The 19,717-nt window shown below is 64.7% G+C and carries 23 protein-coding genes; 10 read left to right on the plus strand and 13 right to left on the minus strand.

Features of this window, described 5'->3' with window-relative positions; genetic code table 11:
* Positions 1 to 177 precede the first annotated feature (177 nt).
* From JEQ47_RS09025 to JEQ47_RS09045, 5 genes are all read left to right on the plus strand, one after another.
* Positions 178 to 1,878: an alpha/beta hydrolase gene (locus JEQ47_RS09025; protein WP_198876079.1), complete on the plus strand. Its 1,701-nt coding sequence runs from the start codon at positions 178 to 180 to the stop codon at positions 1,876 to 1,878.
* Entirely contained in the window at positions 1,868 to 2,335 is a 468-nt protein-coding gene (locus JEQ47_RS09030) for a nucleoside deaminase (RefSeq protein ID WP_236020763.1), read from the plus strand. Before JEQ47_RS09025 ends, JEQ47_RS09030 begins: the two co-directional genes overlap by 11 nt.
* Before the next feature lie 309 nt (positions 2,336 to 2,644).
* Positions 2,645 to 3,109: a hypothetical protein gene (locus JEQ47_RS09035; protein WP_198876080.1), complete on the plus strand. Its 465-nt coding sequence runs from the start codon at positions 2,645 to 2,647 to the stop codon at positions 3,107 to 3,109.
* On the plus strand, positions 3,109 to 3,342 hold the full coding sequence (locus JEQ47_RS09040) for a helix-turn-helix transcriptional regulator (RefSeq protein WP_198876081.1): 234 nt from the start codon (positions 3,109 to 3,111) through the stop codon (positions 3,340 to 3,342). The genes JEQ47_RS09035 and JEQ47_RS09040 overlap by 1 nt, the downstream gene beginning before the upstream one ends.
* 19 nt (positions 3,343 to 3,361) lie before the next feature.
* Positions 3,362 to 4,330 carry an NAD(P)-dependent alcohol dehydrogenase gene (locus JEQ47_RS09045; protein ID WP_198876082.1) on the plus strand — a complete coding sequence of 323 codons (969 nt, stop codon included), beginning with the start codon at positions 3,362 to 3,364 and terminating at the stop codon, positions 4,328 to 4,330.
* A gap of 149 nt (positions 4,331 to 4,479) precedes the next feature.
* On the opposite strand, the gene JEQ47_RS09050 is transcribed toward JEQ47_RS09045, so the two are convergent.
* The 4 genes from JEQ47_RS09050 to JEQ47_RS09065 all read right to left on the minus strand — a co-directional run bounded on the left by JEQ47_RS09050 (position 4,480) and on the right by JEQ47_RS09065 (position 9,343).
* On the minus strand, positions 4,480 to 5,361 hold the full coding sequence (locus tag JEQ47_RS09050) for a patatin-like phospholipase family protein (RefSeq protein WP_198876083.1): 882 nt from the start codon (positions 5,359 to 5,361) through the stop codon (positions 4,480 to 4,482).
* 139 nt (positions 5,362 to 5,500) lie between these two features.
* Positions 5,501 to 6,772, minus strand: a complete 1,272-nt coding sequence (purD, locus tag JEQ47_RS09055) for a phosphoribosylamine--glycine ligase (protein WP_198876084.1) — start codon at positions 6,770 to 6,772, stop codon at positions 5,501 to 5,503.
* A 381-nt stretch (positions 6,773 to 7,153) separates the two neighbouring features.
* On the minus strand, positions 7,154 to 8,521 hold the full coding sequence (locus JEQ47_RS09060; RefSeq protein ID WP_198876085.1) for a glutamate--cysteine ligase: 1,368 nt from the start codon (positions 8,519 to 8,521) through the stop codon (positions 7,154 to 7,156).
* Between the two features lie 72 nt (positions 8,522 to 8,593).
* Positions 8,594 to 9,343 (minus strand): 16S rRNA (uracil(1498)-N(3))-methyltransferase, encoded by a 750-nt coding sequence (locus JEQ47_RS09065; RefSeq protein ID WP_198876086.1) that lies wholly within the window; start codon positions 9,341 to 9,343, stop codon positions 8,594 to 8,596.
* A gap of 218 nt (positions 9,344 to 9,561) precedes the next feature.
* On the opposite strand from JEQ47_RS09065, the gene ubiA reads away from it, so the two are divergent.
* Positions 9,562 to 10,494 (plus strand): 4-hydroxybenzoate octaprenyltransferase, encoded by a 933-nt coding sequence (gene ubiA, locus JEQ47_RS09070; RefSeq protein ID WP_198876087.1) that lies wholly within the window; start codon positions 9,562 to 9,564, stop codon positions 10,492 to 10,494.
* Positions 10,495 to 10,585: 91 nt separating this feature from the next.
* Here ubiA and JEQ47_RS09075 read toward each other — a convergent pair whose 3' ends face one another.
* Positions 10,586 to 11,101, minus strand: coding sequence for a DUF6101 family protein (locus tag JEQ47_RS09075; protein ID WP_198876088.1), 516 nt, complete (start codon positions 11,099 to 11,101; stop codon positions 10,586 to 10,588).
* 253 nt (positions 11,102 to 11,354) lie between these two features.
* On the opposite strand from JEQ47_RS09075, the gene JEQ47_RS09080 reads away from it, so the two are divergent.
* Together JEQ47_RS09080 and JEQ47_RS09085 are read left to right on the plus strand one after the other, a co-directional pair.
* Entirely contained in the window at positions 11,355 to 12,209 is an 855-nt protein-coding gene (locus JEQ47_RS09080; protein WP_198876089.1) for a 3'(2'),5'-bisphosphate nucleotidase CysQ, read from the plus strand.
* A gap of 3 nt (positions 12,210 to 12,212) precedes the next feature.
* Complete coding sequence (locus tag JEQ47_RS09085) at positions 12,213 to 12,452, plus strand: DUF4170 domain-containing protein (RefSeq protein ID WP_198876090.1); 240 nt, start codon at positions 12,213 to 12,215, stop codon at positions 12,450 to 12,452.
* A gap of 24 nt (positions 12,453 to 12,476) precedes the next feature.
* On the opposite strand, the gene JEQ47_RS09090 is transcribed toward JEQ47_RS09085, so the two are convergent.
* From JEQ47_RS09090 to JEQ47_RS09115, 6 genes are read right to left on the minus strand one after another with little or no spacing between them, the layout of a single operon-like run.
* Positions 12,477 to 13,634 carry a glycosyltransferase family protein gene (locus JEQ47_RS09090; RefSeq protein WP_198876091.1) on the minus strand — a complete coding sequence of 386 codons (1,158 nt, stop codon included), beginning with the start codon at positions 13,632 to 13,634 and terminating at the stop codon, positions 12,477 to 12,479.
* A gap of 2 nt (positions 13,635 to 13,636) precedes the next feature.
* The gene (locus tag JEQ47_RS09095) at positions 13,637 to 13,858 is read right to left on the minus strand and encodes a DUF2093 domain-containing protein (RefSeq protein WP_198876092.1); all 222 of its coding nucleotides are present in this window, start codon (positions 13,856 to 13,858) and stop codon (positions 13,637 to 13,639) included.
* Positions 13,859 to 13,906: 48 nt separating this feature from the next.
* Positions 13,907 to 15,523: an exodeoxyribonuclease VII large subunit gene (xseA, locus tag JEQ47_RS09100; protein ID WP_198876093.1), complete on the minus strand. Its 1,617-nt coding sequence runs from the start codon at positions 15,521 to 15,523 to the stop codon at positions 13,907 to 13,909.
* Positions 15,524 to 15,562: 39 nt separating this feature from the next.
* Complete coding sequence (locus JEQ47_RS09105) at positions 15,563 to 15,907, minus strand: HigA family addiction module antitoxin (RefSeq protein WP_198876094.1); 345 nt, start codon at positions 15,905 to 15,907, stop codon at positions 15,563 to 15,565.
* Positions 15,882 to 16,160, minus strand: a complete 279-nt coding sequence (locus JEQ47_RS09110; RefSeq protein ID WP_198876095.1) for a type II toxin-antitoxin system RelE/ParE family toxin — start codon at positions 16,158 to 16,160, stop codon at positions 15,882 to 15,884. The genes JEQ47_RS09105 and JEQ47_RS09110 overlap by 26 nt, the downstream gene beginning before the upstream one ends.
* A 47-nt stretch (positions 16,161 to 16,207) precedes the next feature.
* Positions 16,208 to 17,092 carry a LysR family transcriptional regulator gene (locus tag JEQ47_RS09115; protein ID WP_198876096.1) on the minus strand — a complete coding sequence of 295 codons (885 nt, stop codon included), beginning with the start codon at positions 17,090 to 17,092 and terminating at the stop codon, positions 16,208 to 16,210.
* Between the two features lie 154 nt (positions 17,093 to 17,246).
* On the opposite strand from JEQ47_RS09115, the gene JEQ47_RS09120 reads away from it, so the two are divergent.
* On the plus strand, positions 17,247 to 17,507 hold the full coding sequence (locus JEQ47_RS09120) for a hypothetical protein (protein ID WP_198876097.1): 261 nt from the start codon (positions 17,247 to 17,249) through the stop codon (positions 17,505 to 17,507).
* Between the two features lie 171 nt (positions 17,508 to 17,678).
* Here the strand turns inward: JEQ47_RS09120 and JEQ47_RS09125 are convergent, their stop codons facing one another.
* On the minus strand, positions 17,679 to 17,930 hold the full coding sequence (locus JEQ47_RS09125; RefSeq protein ID WP_198876098.1) for a PilZ domain-containing protein: 252 nt from the start codon (positions 17,928 to 17,930) through the stop codon (positions 17,679 to 17,681).
* Positions 17,931 to 17,948: 18 nt separating this feature from the next.
* Entirely contained in the window at positions 17,949 to 18,449 is a 501-nt protein-coding gene (locus JEQ47_RS09130) for an invasion associated locus B family protein (RefSeq protein ID WP_198876835.1), read from the minus strand.
* A gap of 329 nt (positions 18,450 to 18,778) precedes the next feature.
* On the opposite strand from JEQ47_RS09130, the gene coxB reads away from it, so the two are divergent.
* On the plus strand, positions 18,779 to 19,705 hold the full coding sequence (gene coxB, locus JEQ47_RS09135) for a cytochrome c oxidase subunit II (protein WP_198876099.1): 927 nt from the start codon (positions 18,779 to 18,781) through the stop codon (positions 19,703 to 19,705).
* Positions 19,706 to 19,717 lie beyond the last annotated feature (12 nt).

Consider the following 19,717-nt stretch of genomic DNA (forward strand, 5'->3'; position numbering starts at 1 on the left):
ATGGATTGCCCGGTCAAGCCGGGCAATGACGCTTGGGGGGAGCCTTTGTGCCTCCCCCTTCGTCACCAACCGGCTTGACCGGGTGGTCCATCTTCCTGGGCAATCGACATAGCATCCTCCATCAATCGCATCGCCCAACCCATTGACCATCCACCCTCGCAGCGGCACCCTCTCTGCATGACCAACATCCCCTCGCCAGATCAGCTTCGTTGGAGCCGTTGGGGCAATGCCGTCTGGGATAGCGTGGCCTATCACCTCTCCCCGCCGGGTCTGCTGGTCGGGTCGATCTTCTTTGCCCTGTCGCTGACCCCCTCGCTGCTGCCGCGCACCGAACTGGTGCAGGGCGTGCTCTCGGGCTGCTGCTTTGCGGTCGGTTACGGCCTGGGCAACCTGGTCCACTGGCTATGGACCTATCTCGGCCTCAAGGTGCCGCCGGGACGCGTCACCCGTCTGCTCGGCGTGCTGGCGGCCCTGGTCTGCCTCGGGCTCGTGGTGGTGGCGCTCTGGTATTCCAATTCCTGGCAGAATTCGGTCCGGTCGGTCATGGGCATGGCGCCGGTGGACCAGAGCCAGCCGCTGCTGATAGCCGCCATGGCCTTTCCCGTGGCTGCGGGCCTCATTTTCCTCGGTTATCTGCTGGTGGTGCTGGTCCGGTTGGTCTGGGCCTGGTTGACGCCGCACATGCCGCGCCGCGCCGCCTTCGTGCTGGCCACGACGCTGGTGGTCCTCGTGGTCAGCATTCTCGTCAACAATCTCTTCCTACGCGCCGCCCTGCGCTCGGCCGACAATTTCTACCAGCGGCTCGATGCGCTCGTCTCCACCGAGGCAGCCCCGCCCGCCCGCCCGGACCAGACCGGCAGTGCGCAATCGTTGATCGACTGGGATACGATCGGCCGGGATTCGCGCATCTATGTACAGTCCGGTCCTGACGCTGCCGCCATCACCGCCATGACCGGCCAGCCGGCCATGGATCCGCTGCGGACCTATGTCGGCCTCCGCTCGGCCGCCAGCCCGAAGGAGCGGGCGGAACTGGCTCTGGCCGAAATGGTGCGCATCGGCGCCTTTGATCGGTCGGCCCTGGTTCTCATCTCTCCGGTCGGGACCGGCTGGGTCGACCGGGCTGCCGTCGACACACTCGAATATCTGCACCACGGCGATGTCGCGAGCGTCGCCGTGCAATATTCCTATCTCACCAGCGTGCTTTCGCTCTGGATCGAACCCGAACTCGGCACCGAAACGGCGCGCGCGCTGTTCAACACCGTCTATGCCTATTGGACACAATTGCCCCATGATGCCAGGCCGCGGCTCTACCTCTATGGCCTCAGCCTCGGCGCGCTGGCCTCGCAGAATTCCACCACCGTCTACGATGTCTTGGCCGATCCGTTTCACGGCGCGCTCTGGGCCGGTCCGCCCTTTTCCAGCCAGGTCTGGGCCCGCATGACCGAAGCCCGCCAGCCGGGCACGCCCTATTGGCTGCCGCGCTTTGGCAACTCCTCATCGGTGCGCTTCATGAACCAGTCCGGCGCGGAAGGCTGGGAAGGACTTGCCTGGGGCCCCATGCGCATCGTCTTCCTGCAATATGCCAGCGACCCCATCGTGTTCTTCTCCTTCGAGGCCGATCTCACCCGGCCCGAATGGCTGCGCTCCCCGCGCGGGCCGGACGTATCCCCGGCGCTCTACTGGTATCCCGTCATCACCTTCCTGCAACTGGCGCTCGACGCGGCGCTGGCGCAGACCCCGCCGGTGGGCTACGGACATGTCTATGCCCCGGAAGACTATATCGATGCCTGGGTGGAGGTGACCCAGCCCCCCGGCTGGACCCCGGAGACGCTCGCAGCCCTCAAGGGCGCCATTGATGCCGATGACTATGCCCCATGATCTGAACGCGACGACCGACAAGCCCATGGACCTGGCGCTGGCGCTTGCCGAAGCGGCTGCCGCCATGGGCGAGGCGCCCGTCGGGGCTGTGATCATGGAGGGCAATCGCGTGCTGGCCGCTGAGGGCAATCGCATGCAGTCGCTGCGCGATCCCACCGCCCATGCCGAGCTTCTGGCCATGCGCAAGGCGCTCGACGTGCGCGGCACCGGCCGGCTCGATGGTTGCGATCTCTATGTCACGCTCGAACCGTGCGCCATGTGCGCCGGGGCTATCGCCCATACCCGTCTCCGGCGCGTCTATTTCGCTGCCGAGGATACCAAGGCTGGCGCCGTCGAAAACGGCATCCGCCTCTTCGAGCAGCCCACCTGCCACCACCGCCCCGAAGTCATTTCCGGCCTCTCCGCCGCCCGGGCCGAGGCCATGCTCGTCGACTTCTTCCGCAAGCTCAGGGACTGAGCGTCTCCAGCCACCCACCCACCTACCCACAATGCCGTCCTCGGGCTTGACCCGAGAACCAGTCTCCACGTCCCGCGAGCAGGGCGGACCTCAGCCTGCCCCACGCTCCATTGTCCTCCCAACCAACACTGGCTCCTCGGACCTGACCCCAGCCAGCCCCCCAATGCATACATACCCGCACCCGACAGCTTCCGTCCGCGCCTCCTGCCTGCCCGCCGTTCGATCTATCGAACATCATGTAAAACATTATTGACATAACGTTAGAAATGATCGATATGAAGTCGATCAGATTTTCTACCGAGTGCGCCCATGACCATGCGTGAAAAAGTGGCCTGGATTTCCACCCTGACCTCCCTGGTCATTTTCGGCTGGTATTTCCTCAGCGTCTGGGCCGACTTCGCTGCCAATAGGCTCGATGGCGACGTGCTGTTCTGGCGCTTCATCTGGTGCACCGGCATCGCCTTGGCCATTATGCTGCCGGCATCCCTCCTGGCGGCCCGGCTCGGCCGGCAGGAATTCGATCCGGTCCCCGACGAACTGGAACGCGGCGTCGAGCGCGGCGCCTATCGCATCGGCCTCGTCTGCCTCGAACTGTCGCTGGTCGGCATTGTGCTGGTCAGCCGCTGGGTGACCGATATGGCCCGTGCCGATTATCCCGCCGATCCAGCCGGCGCCACGGCAGTCATGCTGGTCAATCTCGTGCTGTTCGTAATGGCGGCATCGGCCCTTGCCCGGGAAATCGCCGTCATCGTCCAGTTCCGGCGGTATGCCTGATGCCCCCGCCGCCACCCATCACCAACACCATCCGCCGCCTGCGCTTCGACCATGGCGAGATGACCCAGCAGCAATTGGCCGACCGCATCGGCATGACGCGGCAGACAGTTGCTGCCATCGAGCAGAACAAATATTCGCCCTCCCTCGAAGCCGCCTTCCGCATTGCCGAAGTGTTCGGCGTCGAGATCGGCGAAGTCTTCCAGTGGAAGGCCGAGCAAACGCCCGGTTCCTGACCGGCAAGGAGCAAGCGCCATGAAAGCCTGGTTTGCCCGCCACTATGGCGGACCTGAAGTCCTGCGCCTCGAAGAGATCCCGATGCCCGCGCCAAAACCCGGCGAGGTCCTGGTGCGAATCCATGCCACCACGGTCAATTCCGGCGATGTCAGGATTCGCGGCTGCAATTTACCGCCCGGCATGAAGCTGCTCGGTCGCCTGGCCCTGGGTTGGAACGGCCCGCGCCAGCCTGTACTCGGCACCGAGTTTTCGGGTGTGGTCGAGGCGGTGGGGCAGGGGGTCACCCGCTTCGGCAAGGGCGACGCCGTCTATGCCTTTGCCGGCATGCGCCAGGGCGCCCATGCCCAATTTGCCACAAGCCCGGAAAGCGGCGCCATCGCCCACCTGCCCGAGGGGCTCGATTTCCACACAGCCGCCGCACTGTCCTTCGGGGGCACCACGGCGCTCCACTATCTGCGCAAGGCCGCCCTCCAGCGCGGCGAGACCATGCTCGTCCTCGGCGGCTCCGGCGCCGTCGGCGTTGCCATGGTGCAGCTCGCCACCCATCGCGGCGCCACCGTGACCGCGACCACCAGCACCGGCAATGTCCCTCTCGTTGCCGCCCTCGGCGCCGCCGTCATCGATTACACGCAGATCGATGTCGCCACGCTGCCCGATCGCTATGACATCGTTGCCGATACCGTTGGCGCCCTCGACTTCGCCCGCGCCCAGCCACTCCTCAAGTCCAATGGCCGCTACCTCGCCATTTCAGGCGCCATGAAGGAAATGCTGCAGAGCCTGCGGCCCGGCCCAGACGGCAAGCGGATGATTGCCGGTCCGGCCTCGGAGCGGGCCGATGATGTCATGGAACTGGGCCGCCTCGCCGCGGCGGGGCATTTTCGCCCCTATATCGACCGCGTCTTCGCCTTTGTCGATCTGCCTGCCGCCCACGCCCATGTCGACACCGGCCGCAAGCGCGGCAGCGTCGTCATCGCGGTGGCGGAGTGATGAAGTGGTCTGGTGGCTCGGCCGACCCCCACCCTTGATCCCTCCCCACAAGGGGGAGGGAGACGATGAACACCGTCGACTGCAACCTTCGCCTCCCTCCCCCTTGTGGGGAGGGAATGAGGGTGGGGGACTACGGTGGAACTTGATATTCACCCCGGATTGCTCTCGACCACCGGGATGCGGTTCTGGATATAGGCCTCGATCTTGCTCTCCAGCATCCACTTGAAGCGGTCCTTCTCGCTTTCCACATGCGAAAGGATTTCGCGCACCCGCCAATATTCGTGCGCCCCGAAGCGCGCCACATGCGGCCGCACATAGACGTCGGGCGGGTAGGCGGCCAGTTGGTGGGCGATCAGCGAATGCATCATGATCTGGGCCGAGCCGAACCAGATGTCGAGCGGCCGGTGATCGGTCTTGTGCAGGCTTTCGGAGGGATCGCCATTGACGTCGATGCCGATCAGGAAGTCGGTGCCGATATCGGCCTGGTCGAGCGGCAGCGGATTGACCACGCTTCCATCCACCAGCACGTGATTGGCATAGGCCACCGGCCGGAACAGCGTGGGGATGGCGATGGAAGCGGCGATGGCCGGGCGTAGCGGGCCGGAATTGAACACCGTCTGGTGCCAGGACTGGAAATCGGTCGCCACTACATAGAGCGGGATTCTCAGGTCCTTGAACTCATGTGGAAAGCTGTGCGGCGTAAAGGCATCGACGACACTGGCGGGATCGAGCTGCATGTTGATGCCGCCGCGCAGCAGGCCACCCAGCCCGCGCACCTGGTGGGCCCAGAGCTTGCCGGCAATGGTCCTCAGCGTGCCTAGCACCTCGAACGAGTGCTCGCGCAATTCCTTGCCGGTCATGCCGGCGGCCCAGCCGGAGCCGATCAGCGCGCCGATCGAGGTGCCTGAAATCACCGAGGGTTTGAGGCCAAGTTCGTCCATGGCCTCGATATAGGGAATATGCGTCAGCCCCCTCGCCGAGCCGCCGCCCAGTGCCACGCCGATCCGCGGTCCGCTGGTCGTGTTCATCATGCCACGCTCCGCACCCTTCATGCGCAGCTTGTCCGCCAGCGCCAGGCCGCGCTTCTGGAGAGGCGTCGGCTCGCGTTGCGGCGGGGCCGCATCAAAGACGGTTCGAAGGGAGCTTAGCGTAGCAAGATTGAAGAATGGTTCAGGTTTCGCGGGCGACTTCCCGCCACCCGATATCCCGTCGGGCAAAGCCTTCTGGCCAAACAATTGCGTCCACGCCTGCGTAAGCACGCTTCTGTGCCTCTTTTACTGATGCCCCGAGCGCGGTCACGTTGAGCACGCGTCCGCCATTGGCCAGTAAACGGTTGCCATCGCGCTTCGTTCCGGCGTGGAACACGGTCAGGTGATCATCGTCGAGCGCGTCCGCGCCCTCGACTTCGCTGCCCTTGCCATAGTCTCCGGGATAGCCCTTGGTGGCCATGATGACGGTCAGCGCAAAGTCGTCCGTCCAGGTCACCGCGTGCCCCGCCAGTGTGCCCGTCGCAACCGCGTGCAGCAGCGGGACCAGGTCGCTCTCCATTCGCAGCATCATCACCTGGCATTCCGGATCGCCGAAGCGGGCATTGTATTCCACCAGCTTCGGGCCATCCTCGGTCAGCATCAGCCCGGCAAACAGCACGCCCGCATAGGGCGTCCCGCGCGCCGCCATGCCGCGAATGGTTGGCTCGACGATGCGCGCCATGGTCTCGTCGAACAGCGCGCGGGTCAGCACTGGCGCCGGCGAATAGGCGCCCATGCCGCCCGTATTGGGCCCCTGGTCGCCGTCGAAGACGCGCTTGTGGTCCTGCGCCGTGGTCAGCGGCAAAATGGCCTGGCCATCGCTCAAGACGAAGAGGCTGACCTCCTCACCCTCCATGAATTCCTCGATCACCACGGCGGCGCCCGACGCGCCGAAGGCACCCGAGAAACAGTCGATGATCGCCTCCTCTGCTTCCTCGACGCTCATGGCCACCGTCACGCCCTTGCCGGCGGCGAGGCCATCGGCCTTGACCACGATCGGCGCGCCCTGCGTGTAGAGATAAGCGAGTGCCGAGGCTTCGTCCTCGAACCGTCCATAGGCGGCAGTGGGAATGTCGAATTCGTCGCACAGCGCCTTGGTAAAGCTCTTCGATCCCTCGAGCTGTCCAGCCGCCTTACTCGGGCAGAAGCAGGTGATTCCCGCCGCCCGCACATCGTCGCCCAGCCCGGCCACGACCTGCGCGTCGGGGCCGACCACTACGAAGTCGATCTGATGTTCCCTGGCGGCCGCGATCACCGCGTCATGGTCGGTAATATCAACGGCCAGATTGGTCGCGACCTTTTCGCTTCCGCCATTGCCCGGCGCCACGAACAGCGCGCTCACCAGCGGCGACTGCGCGATCTTCCAGGCCAGCGCATGCTCGCGTCCACCCGACCCGATGACCAAAACGCGCATGTCCCGCCTCCGTGCTCCGATGCGCGGGTGATGCAGGAAAGTGATGGGAGAGGCAAGGGATTCTGTGGAACTGCGAAGCCATCCCCTCATCCGGCGCTACCCGCCACCTTCTCCCCAATGGGGAGAAGAACGGCACCGCGTGGGCCTCCTATTGCTCTCCCCATCGGGGAGAGGTGGCTCGGCGCAGCCGAGTCGGTGAGGGGGAGGGCAGTCGTGTGCCAAGACTTCCCCCCAACCACGAAGTCATCCCGGCGAAGGCCGGGATCCATGCTCGGGACGACAGACGGGCCGTTGGCTGGGGAGAGTGACAGACATGGACCCCGGCCTTCGCCGGGGTGACATTTGTCTTTGGGAATGGGCTAACGTTGGAAAAGTAGCCCGCTAAATCTCCGCCTCGGCGAAAATCGGCAGCACGCTCTGGCCCCATTCGCCGTGGAATTTTGCCAGCCAGCGCTGGGCCGGGGTCTTGCCGGATCGGATCGTCTCCTCGAGCGGTGCGAGGTAGATGGTTTCGTCCTGGCCCTTGGCATTGCGGCGATTGCGGCGCACAAGGCCCGCTTCGGCAATGCCCACGGCCTGGGCCGCCACGTCGAAGATGGACGAACGGTCGAAGGGCGTGTCGAGCCCCAGCCGCGGCACTTCCCGGCGCAGGTGCTCGCGCTCCTCGTGGGTCCAGTTCTTCACCAGCTCCCAGGCGGATTCGAGCGAGATCTCGTCATAGAGCAGACCGGTCCAGAAGGCCGAAAGCGCCACGACATGCGCGGCATCGCCCATGTCGGCGCCCCGCATTTCGAGGAACTGCTTCAGGCGCACTTCCGGGAACAGGGTAGACAGGTGGTCTTCCCAATCCTTGATCGTCGGCTTTTCGCCGGGCAGTTGCGGCAGGCGCCCCTCGAGGAAATCGCGGAAGCTGGCGCCGGCGACATTGATGTATTTCTTGTCGCGAATGACGAAATACATCGGCACGTCGAGCGCATGGTCGGCATAGCGCTCGAAGCCGAAACCATCGTCGAAGACGAAGGGCAGCATGCCGGTGCGCGCATCGTCGGTATTGCGCCAGATTTCGCTGCGGAAGCTGAGATAACCGGTGTCGCGGCCATTGGCGAAGGGCGAATTGGCGAACAAAGCCGTGGCCACGGGCTGCAGCGCCAGCGACACGCGCAGCTTCTTGACCATGTCGGCTTCGCTGGAAAAATCGAGATTGGTTTGCACTGTCGCCGAGCGATACATCATCGACGTGCCCAGCGTGCCGACCCGGCCCATATACTCGGTCATGATGCCATAGCGCGACTTGGGCATGGCCTCGATCTCTTCCACCGCCCAGAGCGGGGTGACGCCGAGGCCGAGGAAATGGATGTCGAGCGGTGCCGCGACCTTTTTGGCCACGCGCAGATGCTCGGCCAGTTCGTCGGCCGTGCCATGCAGGTCCGCCATCGGCGCGCCCGACAGCTCGAACTGCCCCCCGGGCTCCAGCGAAATGCCGCCGATCGTGTCATTGCGCAGGCCGATCGGGTTTTCCCCGTCATAGAACGGGTGCCAGCCGGTTTCCTTCTCGATGCCGGCCAGCAGCGCGCGGATACCCTGTTCGCCCTCATAGGCGACCGGGCGCAGCGGATCGGTGTGGAAGACGTGCTTTTCGTGCTCGGTGCCGATGCGCCATTGCTCGGCCGGCTTGCATCCGCGGGCCATGGCCTCGATCAGGTCTGCCCGCGATTCGATCAGGGGCGAAGGGGTGTCGGGGCCGGCCATGAAGTCCTCTTGGCTGAGGTATACAGATTGGGCGGGCAACATAGCGAGCGCAAGACGGAAAGCAATCGCCTTTTATCGCCAATCACCGATGATCGCCTGAATGACCGCCAATCCCGCCACCGCCGCGGTATCGGCGCGCAGGATTCTCGGCCCCAGGCTGATGGGCACAACGAAGGGGAGGGCATGGAGTTTCCTCCGCTCCTCATCGGAAAAGCCGCCTTCGGGGCCGATAAGCAGGCCAAGGCGCTGGCCGCGCAATTGCTCCAGCGCCACAACCGGCGAGGACGACGCGGCGCCCTCGTCGGCAAAAATCAGTTTTCGGTCGCCATGAGCGTCCTGCCACCCATCCAGCAAATGTCCAAGCGCGATCTCCGGGGCGATCAGGGGCACGCTGAGCACTTCGCACTGTTCCGCCGCCTCCACGGCATTGGCGCTGAGCCGCTCGGTCTTGAGCCGATGCACCTGGGTGAACTGGGTCATGACCGGCTGGATCGTCCCCACGCCCATCTCCACCGCCTTCTGGATCACATAATCCAGCCGCTCGCTCTTCAAGGGCGCAAAACCATACCAGAGGTCGCTCGGCTTGGTCTGCTCGGCCACGAGCTCGACCACGGCCAGCGTCACCGACTTCTTCGAATCGCCGGTCAGCCGGCAGAGCCAGGCCCCGTCCCGCCCGTTGAACAGCACCACCTCATCGCCCACCCCCTTGCGCAGCACCGCCGCCAGATAAAGCGACTGGTCCTTCCCCAGCGTCAGAATGCCACCGGCGCCAAGGTCGGCTTCGACAAAGAGACGCGGGAGGTGGGAATGACTGCGGGGCATGGACGACCTTTGTTGATGTCGCCGCCAACATAGTGGCTGGCCAATCGCTCGCAACCCCCACCCTTGGTCCCTCCCCACAGGGGGGAGGGAGACGATGAACTCTGCCGCCGCGCCCCTGCGCCTCCCTCCCCTTGATGGGGAGGGACCGAGGGTGGGGTGGTGCAGCGAGAAGGAGGCCGGTATGACTGGCGCGAAGTCAGTGAAGGCCGATCGAACTTATGAACACCCCCATTCCCACCGGTACCGTCGCCGACGCCACCAGAGGCAACTGGCTCGATCGCTATGCACCGGAAAAAGTAAAACCCTATGGCCGTCTCGCGCGCTGGGATCGGCCTATCGGTTTTTACCTGCTGTTCTGGCCCTGCGCCTGGGGCATTGGCCTCGCCGCCGTGGCGCAGCCCGATTTCGGTTTCGGCTGGTGGGCGGCGATCCTGATGTTTTTCGGCGCCATCCTGATGCGCGGCGCCGGCTGCACCTTCAACGACATTGTCGATCGCGACATCGACATGCAGGTCGCCCGCACCCGCTCGCGCCCCATTCCCTCGGGCCAGGTCACGGCCAAGGAGGCGACGGTCTTCATGGTGGCCCAGGCGCTGCTCGCCTCGGCCATCCTTTTCCAGTTCAACCGCTTCACCGTCTGGGCCTGCGTGGCCTCGCTGGTGCTGGTGGCCATCTACCCGTTCATGAAGCGCATTACCTGGTGGCCGCAGCTTTTCCTCGGCCTCGCCTTTTCCTATGGCGCGCTGGTGGGCTGGTCGAGCCAGACCGGCGGTCTCTCCTGGGCGCCGGTCGTGCTCTATGCCGGCACCATCCTTTGGGTCATCGGCTACGACACCATCTACGCCCTCCAGGATATCGAGGACGATGCCCTGGTCGGCGTCAAATCCACCGCCCGACTGTTTGGCGACAATGTCCGTCCCGCCGTAGCCGTGCTCTATGCCGGCGCCTTCGTCCTCTGGAACATTGCCAACCTGATGGCAGGTGGCGGCGCCATCTTTGCCGCGCTGTCGCTGGTCGCCGCCGGCCTCATGGCCTGGCAGCTCTGGACCCTCGATGCCGAGGTGCCGCGCAACCCCTTCGTGCGCTTTTACAACAATCACTATGTCGGCGTTACCCTCACCCTCGCGCTATTGGCCGAGTGGGTCTGGTAATGCTGACAGTCTGCTAGCAAATTACCCAAAAGCGAAAGGGCCAACCGCACCACCGGTTGACCCTTTTCGCTTGCTTTGGAGGCAGCAGGAATTAGTTGGCCATGTCCTGGCCGGGCTTGCGCCGGTTGAGGAAACGCGGGCGGCGCGAGGCATCGGCGGCCAGTTTCCGGCGCGGGGCAGGGCTGCCGAGCATGACGCCGTCGACCTGCTGGCTATAGGGGAGATAGGCGCCGTCGCCGGCCTTGATGAACAGCGGCAGGCGGAGCTTCTTCCCCCAGTTCTGCCATTCGGCCACCACGTTGTGGTTGCCCTCTTCCTCGAACACCTTGTAGTTCAGCTCGGCGTCGGAATGGACCAGCTCGATCGAGCTCGTCAGGATGCCGTCCTCGGAGATCGACGTCGCCACCGCGACACCGATGAATTCGGTCACCGGGACCTTGATCTTGACCGCCACGCCGCTCTGCTCGAGCTGCTTGCGGACCGTCACGGTCTTCACCGGATCCTTGGGGCCATTGTCGTTGGCCGCCGTGAAGCGGCGCTCGGCTACGGCCGGGCGGCCAAAGGCCAAGACGACCGAAGAGCCTTCCATCGCAACGCCATGAACCATTTTTGATGCCTTCCTGTAACTTCGAGAGCTGTTTTTTGCGCTCCGTTTGTGAGGCCAATCTAGCGCACCCCCTTACCCGCCCCCTTAATCGGTTCGGTTAAGTTTATGTTGTTTTCCCGGAGGGTTAGCAGGGTATTGCACCCAGTCAGACCCGGTTAACTGCGCTGCTTGCCCTCCCGTTTACCCTGCCATATTTGCCAGCCTCCGGCCCGCACTTGTCCAAATCCCGTGCGGAGCCTAAAAGGCCCGCACAATGCCGGCTTTCGCCCCACCCTATAGTGATGATCTCGAACTGCTCCGCTCCACTGCGGTCGCGGCCGGCATCATCGCGTCGAGCTATTTCCGGCGCGACATCAAGAGCTGGACCAAGGAAAATGCCTCTCCGGTCAGCGAGGCCGATATCGTCGTCGACCGCTTTCTCGCCGCCAACCTGCTGCAGGCGCGGCCCGACTATGGCTGGCTCAGCGAGGAAACCGTCGACAATCCCAGCCGCCTAGATTGCGACCGCGTTTTTGTCGTCGATCCCATCGATGGCACGCGCGCTTTCCTGCGCGGCGAGGACTACTGGACCGTGTCGCTGGCGGTGGTCGAAAACGGCGTGCCGGTGGCCGGCGTCGTTTATGCCCCGGTGCGCGACGAGATGTACGACGCCCATAAGGGGGGCGGCGCGCGCTTCAACGGGCAGCCGCTGACTCGCACGAGGCGGGCCGGGGCGCCGCCGCTGATCCCGGCGCCCGGCGCCGTGCACCAGGAGTTGCAGGCCGCCGGCCTCGATTATACGCGCGGCCCTGCCTATCCCTCGCTCGCCTATCGCCTGGTGCAGGTCGCCACCGGCAGGCTCGACGCTGCGGTGGCAAGGCGCGGCGCGCAGGATTGGGACATTGCCGGCGCGGCGGTGATCCTCGCAGAGAGCGGCTTAGACTTCGCCGATGTCTGCACCGGCTTCCCCGTTTTGAACAAACGAGATGTGCGCCACGGGGCGCTTGCGGCGCTGGGCGACATGAGCCTAAAACCCCTCGTGCACGCGGCCCTGCTCAAGGTCTACGGCTGCCCGCCGACCGAAGACGCCGCCGTGCCGGATACGACATTGAATCAAACGCGGGACTGACCGATGGCTGACAAGACCGAAAAACAACTGCTGCACCTGGTGATCGGCGGCGAACTCTCGAGCCTCGACGGGGTCACCTTCGCCGATCTCGACCAGGTCGATATCGTCGGCGTCTATCCCAACTACGCCGCGGCCGAAAAGGTCTGGCGCGCCAAGGCCCAGCAGACCGTCGACAGCGCCCAGACGCGCTATTTCATCGTCCACCTGCATCGCCTGCTCGATCCGGAAGCGGCCGGCCAGTAAATCAGGTCCCTGCCTCGAAAGAGGTCAGGCCCGCGCTTCCAGCCCCAGCGCCGACAGAATGGCGCTGAGGGCCCCCGGGCCACCAATCCGCTCGCGACCGATTGCGCCCAGCCGCGCTCGTTCGGCGCCGTCCTTGAGCAGGTCGTCGAGCGCCACCGCGACATTGCCGATCTCGGCATCCACCACGACCCGCGCCGCCCCGAACAGCTTCTGCTCGTCCTCGAAGCGCGACCGCCGGTCCCGCGGATTGACAAAGGTTATGACGGGTTTGCCCAGGCCGAGCGCCTGGATGCTGGCCGTCCCCGCCTGGCTCAGCACCACGTCCGACTGATCGAGCAAATTGCCCATGGCCCGGCCCCGCGCCAGGTGCACGGCGATGCCCTCGCCGCTCAGCGTACCAAGATCATCCGGTTCGCTGCTGAGCAGCGGCACCCGCGCAAGTCCGCCGGCCCGCGCCAGATCCTCGACATTGACGCTGCCCGCGACCGCCAGAAAGACATCGGGCCGGCGTTCGGCCGGAATGCGCCGCAGTGCCCCAATCTGGAGGGCAAAGCTTTCCCCGGTCAGAGCCCGGCTGCCGGGCAGCAGGGTAACCGCCAGCGGCTGCGTGCGCCGTGATGCGGCGTCGTAGTCGCCGCGCGGGATCGTATCCATCATCAGGTTGCCGGCGGCGCGCGCATCGATGCCCGACTGGCGCAGCAGCGCCGCGAGGTTCTCGGCGCGGCAGAACACCAGCGCGCAGGCATGGCGGATCGCCCGCCGTTCCATGTTAGAATAAAGCCGCGCCGCGCCGGTCTTGTAGACATCGATATAGACGAGATCGCGATTGCCGGTGGCAAGGCAAGCGAGAACGCCGACCATGTCCCCCACCACGATGATGCGGTTATACCGGCCGCGTACTGCGCGCAGGAATTTCAGCGCCGGCGGAATGGTCATGAGGCCGCCATTGACGATATCGCGGCGCAGCGAGCCCTTGACGTTGCGCCAGCCCTCCGAGGCCAAAGTGGCGCGCGGTCCGACGATGCGGCAGATGCCGTCATACGCCTTGCCGCTGCCGATCACGGGATAGGCCTCGGCGGTGATGCTGTCCGGAAGCCGGGCGATGAACTGGGCTGCGATGGCGTCTTCGCCGTGCCCGTTGGAGATGACCAGGAAGCGCTGACGCGGCGCCGCCTCGGCCATTCTCAGGCGCCCCGGCCGAAACGTTCGAAGGCCGTATGGGCGGTTACCGCATCGGCATAGGGTTCCTGCCGGTCGACGCTCCAGTAGAAGAGTTCATCGAGCGGGATCGGCTTGCCCGAAATGGCGCAGCGCACGAATGTCCCGGGCTTGAGCACGACATAGTCGCCGTCGAGATAGCGCAGGGTGGCTTCCGCCGGGGAAAATCCCTTGTCAAAGATGTTCATGCCGTCGTTCCTTGCTGACCCAGCCCATATAGGGGCGGCCGCCGCCCATCAAAAGAGACTTTCCTGTGAACCGTCATCCGGTCCCGATCGTGCCGGCTTGCGCCGTGCAACGGGGGCACCGGCCACAGTGACGCCGACATCGCCATCCGCGAAGGTCAGCTTCAGCGCATCGCCCGGCCGCGCATCGGCCTGGCTCGTGACCACTGCCCCGGCCTCGTCCTGCACCAATGCATAGCCGCGCGCCAAGATACTGCGATAGCTCAAGGTTTCCAGAAGCTTTCGCAACTGCTCCAATTGCTGTCGGCGCCCCGTGGTCATCTGACCCCCGGCCTGGTCGAAACGCCGGGCGAGGGGCAGGAGCCGGCTCTGCGCATGCCGCAGCTCGGCGCGCAGCGGCTTGTCGGAGAGCCGCGGCAGCACCCGTCCCAGAGCGGATTGTTTGCGCTCGAGCGCGGTCGCTACTGCCGAGGGCAATTGTTTGGAGCATGGGTCGAGCCGCAGGCGGGCCCGCTCCACCGTCTTGACGAGCCCGCTCCGGCCGTGGCGCTCGAGATTGGCGAGGCGCTCGGCCAGTTCGGCATGGCGCTGGCGCACCAATCGTGGTTGCAGCGGTGCCGCAAGACGCGAAAAGGCCAGGCGCCGCTGGCTGACCGAGTCGCGCAAGGCGCCGGTCAGCTGGCTGGCCGCCATGTCGAGCCGCTGCCGCTGCGTCGCCACGAGGTTGCCCGGGCGCGGCAGTCCGGCGCTGGCCGCCCGCAACCTGTCCCTGAGGCTGGCGAGGCTTCGCCGCGCCGATTGCCTCTGGCGCGCGCCCTGGTCTTCCACATAGGCGATGAGCTCGGCCCGCACCGGCACGGCCGCCTCGGCCGCGGCTGTCGGGGTCGGCGCCCGCATGTCGGAGGCGTAGTCGACCAGTGTCGTGTCCGTCTCGTGCCCCACGGCCGAGATCAACGGGATGCCGGAAGCCGCGACGGCCCGCACCACGGCTTCTTCATTGAACCCCCAGAGATCCTCGATCGAGCCGCCGCCGCGCGCCACGATCAGCAGGTCCGGCCGCGGAATCGGCCCATCGGGCAGGAAGGCGTTGAACCCCTCGATGGCATTGACCACTTCGGGCGCGCAGGTCTCGCCCTGAACGCGCACCGGCCAGACCAGCACATGGCTGGGGAAACGATCGTCGAGGCGATGGAGGATATCGCGGATCACCGCACCGGTGGGCGAGGTGATGACGCCAATGACCCGTGGCAGATAGGGCAGGGCCCGCTTGCGCTCGCGCGCGAACAGCCCCTCGGCCAGCAGCTTCTTGCGCCGCTCCTCCAGCAGCGCCATCAGCGCCCCGGCGCCGGCCGGCTCGATATTCTCGATGACGATCTGGTATTTTGATGAGCGCGGGAAGGTGGTCAGTCGCCCGGTGGCGATGACTTCGAGCCCTTCCTCGGGCTTGAAGGTCAGCCGCCCATAACTGCCCTTCCAGACCACGGCATCGATCGAGGCCGCGTCGTCCTTGAGGGTAAAATAGGCGTGGCCGGACGAGTGCTGCCCGCGAAAGCCCGAGATTTCGCCACGCACCCGGACATGGCCGAACTCGTCCTCGACCGTCCGTTTGACCGCCTGGGCGATCTCGGACACGGTGAATTCGGCGGCATTGGTCAGAACCTGGGACATGTGTCTCTGGTGCGACAAACCCAGCCGAGGGTCAAGCCGCTACTCGGCGGCCTCGGTCTGGGGAGGCAGAGTCGGAATTTGGCTTACATCGACATTTCGCTCGGCGTGCCAAGTGTCGAATGCCACCTGCATGCCGATCCACAACCGGGGTCCGTTGCCGAAAAGCTTTCCCAGACGCACCGCCATCTCTGGCGATACAGGCTTCCTCTCCGACAAAATGTCGTGCAGGTGCTGGCGAGAAATGCCCAGCAGCCGAGCAATCTCTGCCTTGCTCTTGCCAGTTGCGGGAATGACATCCTCGGCCAACAATTCGCCGGGGTGAGGAGGGCACCAATCACCGCGTTCGGCGCGAATGGACTCAGTGATACTGTTCGAAGTCGACATCGGTCGCGTCCTTATCTTCAAACGAAAAGGTAATGCACCATGGCCCGTTGACGTGAACGGTGTACCGCACCGGCACCGGTCCGCGCAGGGCGTGAAGGTTGAAGCCCGGGACGTTGAGATCGTCAGGAGCAGCTGCGACGTCCAGCGCTTGTAGCCGCCGTTTGATCCGGGTCAGCAGCTTCTGGTCAAGCTTGGCCGAGCGGCCGCTTGTCCAGAGTTCGGCCAGGCCCTTGTGGCGAAAACTGCGGATCATGCAGATGTGTAAGCTAATGACTTACACATGTCAACAACCTGCTGACGCTACTCGGCGGCCTCGGCGCGTGGCTGTTCGAGATTGCCCATCGACTGCACGATATGATTGGCCAGGGCATCATAGATGCCGCCATAGGCATGGCTCGAGCGCATCAGGGCGATCTGGGCATCGGCGAGGCGGGGCAGGCCATACTCTTCGCCGATGACGCGCATGCCGGGCTGCAGTGCGCTCTCGGGCAGGAAGCCGATGGCGAGGTCCGATAGCACCGCCGAGGAAATGGCCGTGGCGTTCGATGACGTATAGGCCACGCGGTAGTCGAGGCCGGTGCGCTCGAGCTGGTCCATGGCATCCTTGCGCCAGATGCAGAGATTGGGGCCGCAGGCGATGGCCAGCGGCTGCGCCGCCAGGGCCCGGCCGCCATGGCTCGACACCCAGAACATCTTCTCGGTGCGGAACAACTCCCCGAAATTGTGGTCGGTCCCCTGGGTGAAGACGATGAGATCGTATCGCCCGGCCTTCATGCCTTCGAGCAATTGCTCGGATGCCATGCAGGACACGTCCACGGCGATCTTGGGATGGGTCCGCTGGAAGCTCGAAAGGATCACCGGCAGCAGGCGCACCGCATAGTCGTCGGGCACCCCGAAGCGGATCGAGCCGGCCAGATCGCCGTCGTTGAAGTGGTCGAGGATCTCGGCATTGGTGCGCAGCATCTTGCGCGCCCGTTCATAAAGAACTTCGCCATGATGGGTGAGAGTGACGCTGCGCCCGTCCCTTGAGAACAGCGCATGGCCCAGGCGCTCTTCCAGCCGTTTGATCTGCATCGAAACGGCGGACTGCGTCTTGTTCACCCGGCGCGCCGCCTCGGTGAAGCTGCCGCAGTCGGCGATGGCGCAAAAACTCTGCAACTGGTCGAGGTCGAGCGGGGCGGTCATTCGCATCACCCAAATTGATCGTCGGGATGAAATCTATTTGTTGGACGAATGGAAGTCCAGCGGCGTATTGCTTGCACCATCGATACAGTGCTGTGTCGACCCCACGCCGCCGGGCTCCCTTCCGGCGGTTTCCTTGTGACCTCGGAGACTTGAAATGGCTCTCTCGCTTCCCGGCGAGCGGTCAGTCGCGGCTGGCTCGCACGTCAATCCTGCTCGTGCCCTCTTTGCCTGGTTCACCCGGGCCAAAGCCAATCGCACCCGTCGCGCCGCGCTCACGAGCCTGCTCGACCTTGACGCCGCGCACCTGCGCGATCTGGGCATTACGCGCCAGGATGTGGCCGAAGCCCTGCTCGCCCGCGATGGCCGCACGCCCGGCATGGTCCTCAACGCCGCCCGTTCGCGGAATGCGCGCTGATTGAATTCGCGGCCGGCTGGTCCGGCTGCACCCTTGTTGGGACGAACACTTTTGCCGGTGCGCGTCCCATCTCCAGGACCGGCCCTTGGCCGGTCTCCCCCGAGCCGGTTTTGCCGCCGGTTCCGTTTCCTGACGACTTACCGGACCGTGCCCTGCACGCGTCCGGTTTTTTTATGCGGGAATGAACTGCACGCCCAGTTCGGTCTCGGTGCGCCAGGTGACTTCACAGGCAAAGTGCCGTCCGTCGTCCATGGCAAGCTCGAATCGGTTCGGGATCGCCAGCGAACTGGTGACGATGAGCTTGGTGCCGGCATCCGACAGGTTGCGGATGGTGCAGTCGAAGGTCGAATGCCCGTTATTGATGACGATCCGGCCGCCCTTGAGGGTGCGACGGCGGGGAACCTTGCGGCGCTCCTCGGTCATGGACGTCTCCCGAGGCGATCAGGGCAGGGCGGCAAAGCCTTCGGCAAAGCCGTCGAGTGACACGGGAATGCCCACGCCTTCCTCGGGTGTCTTGAACACCACGAAAATGGCGCTGGTGCCTTCGGAGAGCACCTTGATGATCTCGTCATCCAGCTCGACCTCGGCAATGCAGCCATTGGGCAGGCAACGCACGAAGGCGACGCGCCCGAGATCGGTGCCGTCGACATTGAGTCCGAGGCCATTGGGCAGCAGCACGCCCAGCGGCGCCAGCACGCGCAAAAGGCGGGCCTCGCGGTCGGCGGTGCGCAGCACGATCACCGACAGGCCGACATTGGGCTGGTCTTCGGCAAGCACGTTCTGGATGATGGCGCATTGCTCGAAGCTGGCGCCGGGCGGCGTGTCGCAGCTCATCTGCCAATCGCCGTGCTCGGAGCGTACCGTGCCCTGCGCCATGGCTGATCCCATGAGAAGGGTCACGCCCATTGCGCCAAGCACACCAATCCGCTTTGCCCAGACCATCACTTCTATCACTGCTCCTGCCGAATCGGCGCCATGCGCGTGGGTTCGGTCTGTTTCCGATACGGACCCGGACCTGTCAACCAAAGCCCGGATTTCCGGCAGGTTTTCGGGGCAAACTGCGGCGCGGATGAGGCAACGTTGCCCCTTATGGGCACCAATTTGCCGCACTCAGCCCCGCCAAGCCTACAATAGACTCGGCCCATGCAATGTGATTTAGGTCAAAGACGAGTTTTGCGCTCCGAAGTTGAGTCGGGGCGGCGTTAGCTATGCCGCTATTTCACCCCGCCCGTCTTCGGTGCAAGCCGCCAGAACATGTCGATAGGGGGTATATGGTGACCGGGCAGTTCTTTAGGAAGATGGGCGCCGTTTCGGCGGCCGCACTGGCGCTGATGCCGGCATTGGCGTCGGCCCAGGAGATCGGCGCGGTCGGTCGTGGCCATCCTGAGCCGGGTCAGTTCCATTTGCAGGAATCGGTGACCCCGATCATGGACTCCATCGTGGCCTTCCACGACGGCATCCTGATGTGGACCATTACCGGCATCGTGCTGCTGGTGCTGGTGCTCCTCGTCATCATCATGGTGCGCTTCAATGCCAAGGCCAACCCGGTCCCGGCGCGCTTCACCCACAATACGCTGATCGAGGTGATCTGGACGGTTGTGCCGATCCTGATCCTGGTGGTAATCGCCATTCCGTCCTTCGGCGTGCTGTCCGACCAGATGACCGTCCCCGATGGTGAGCGCAAATATCTCGGCGCCAACATCTTCTCGCTGGGCGAAGTCGAGGTTCCCGCTGCGACCGTCACCGTCAAGGCCTCGGGTGAGCAGTGGTATTGGAACTACGAATATGTGGATCAGGGCCTGGCCTTCGATTCCAACATTCTCTCCGAAGCCGAAATCGCCGAACTCAAGCCCGGCCAGCCGCGTCTCCTGGCGGTCAACAACGAGCTGGTCGTTCCGGTCAACACCACCGTGCGCATGCAGGTCACGGCTAGCCCGACCGGCGTCATCCACGCCTTTGCCGTGCCCTCCTTCGGCATCAAGGTCGACGCTGTTCCGGGCCGTCTCAACGAGACCTGGTTCAACGCACGCGAGACCGGCATCTACTACGGCCAGTGTTCCGAGCTCTGCGGCAAGGATCATGCCTACATGCCGATCGGTGTTCGCGTCGTGACGGTCGAGGAATACGAGGCCTTCATCGCGGCCTTCGAAGAAAGCCGTGACTACGCGACGGCCGCCGCCACGCTGCCGGCGCTATAAGACAAGGGTCAG

Source organism: Devosia sediminis (genome assembly GCF_016411825.1).
In the GTDB taxonomy this organism is placed as follows: domain Bacteria; phylum Pseudomonadota; class Alphaproteobacteria; order Rhizobiales; family Devosiaceae; genus Devosia; species Devosia sediminis.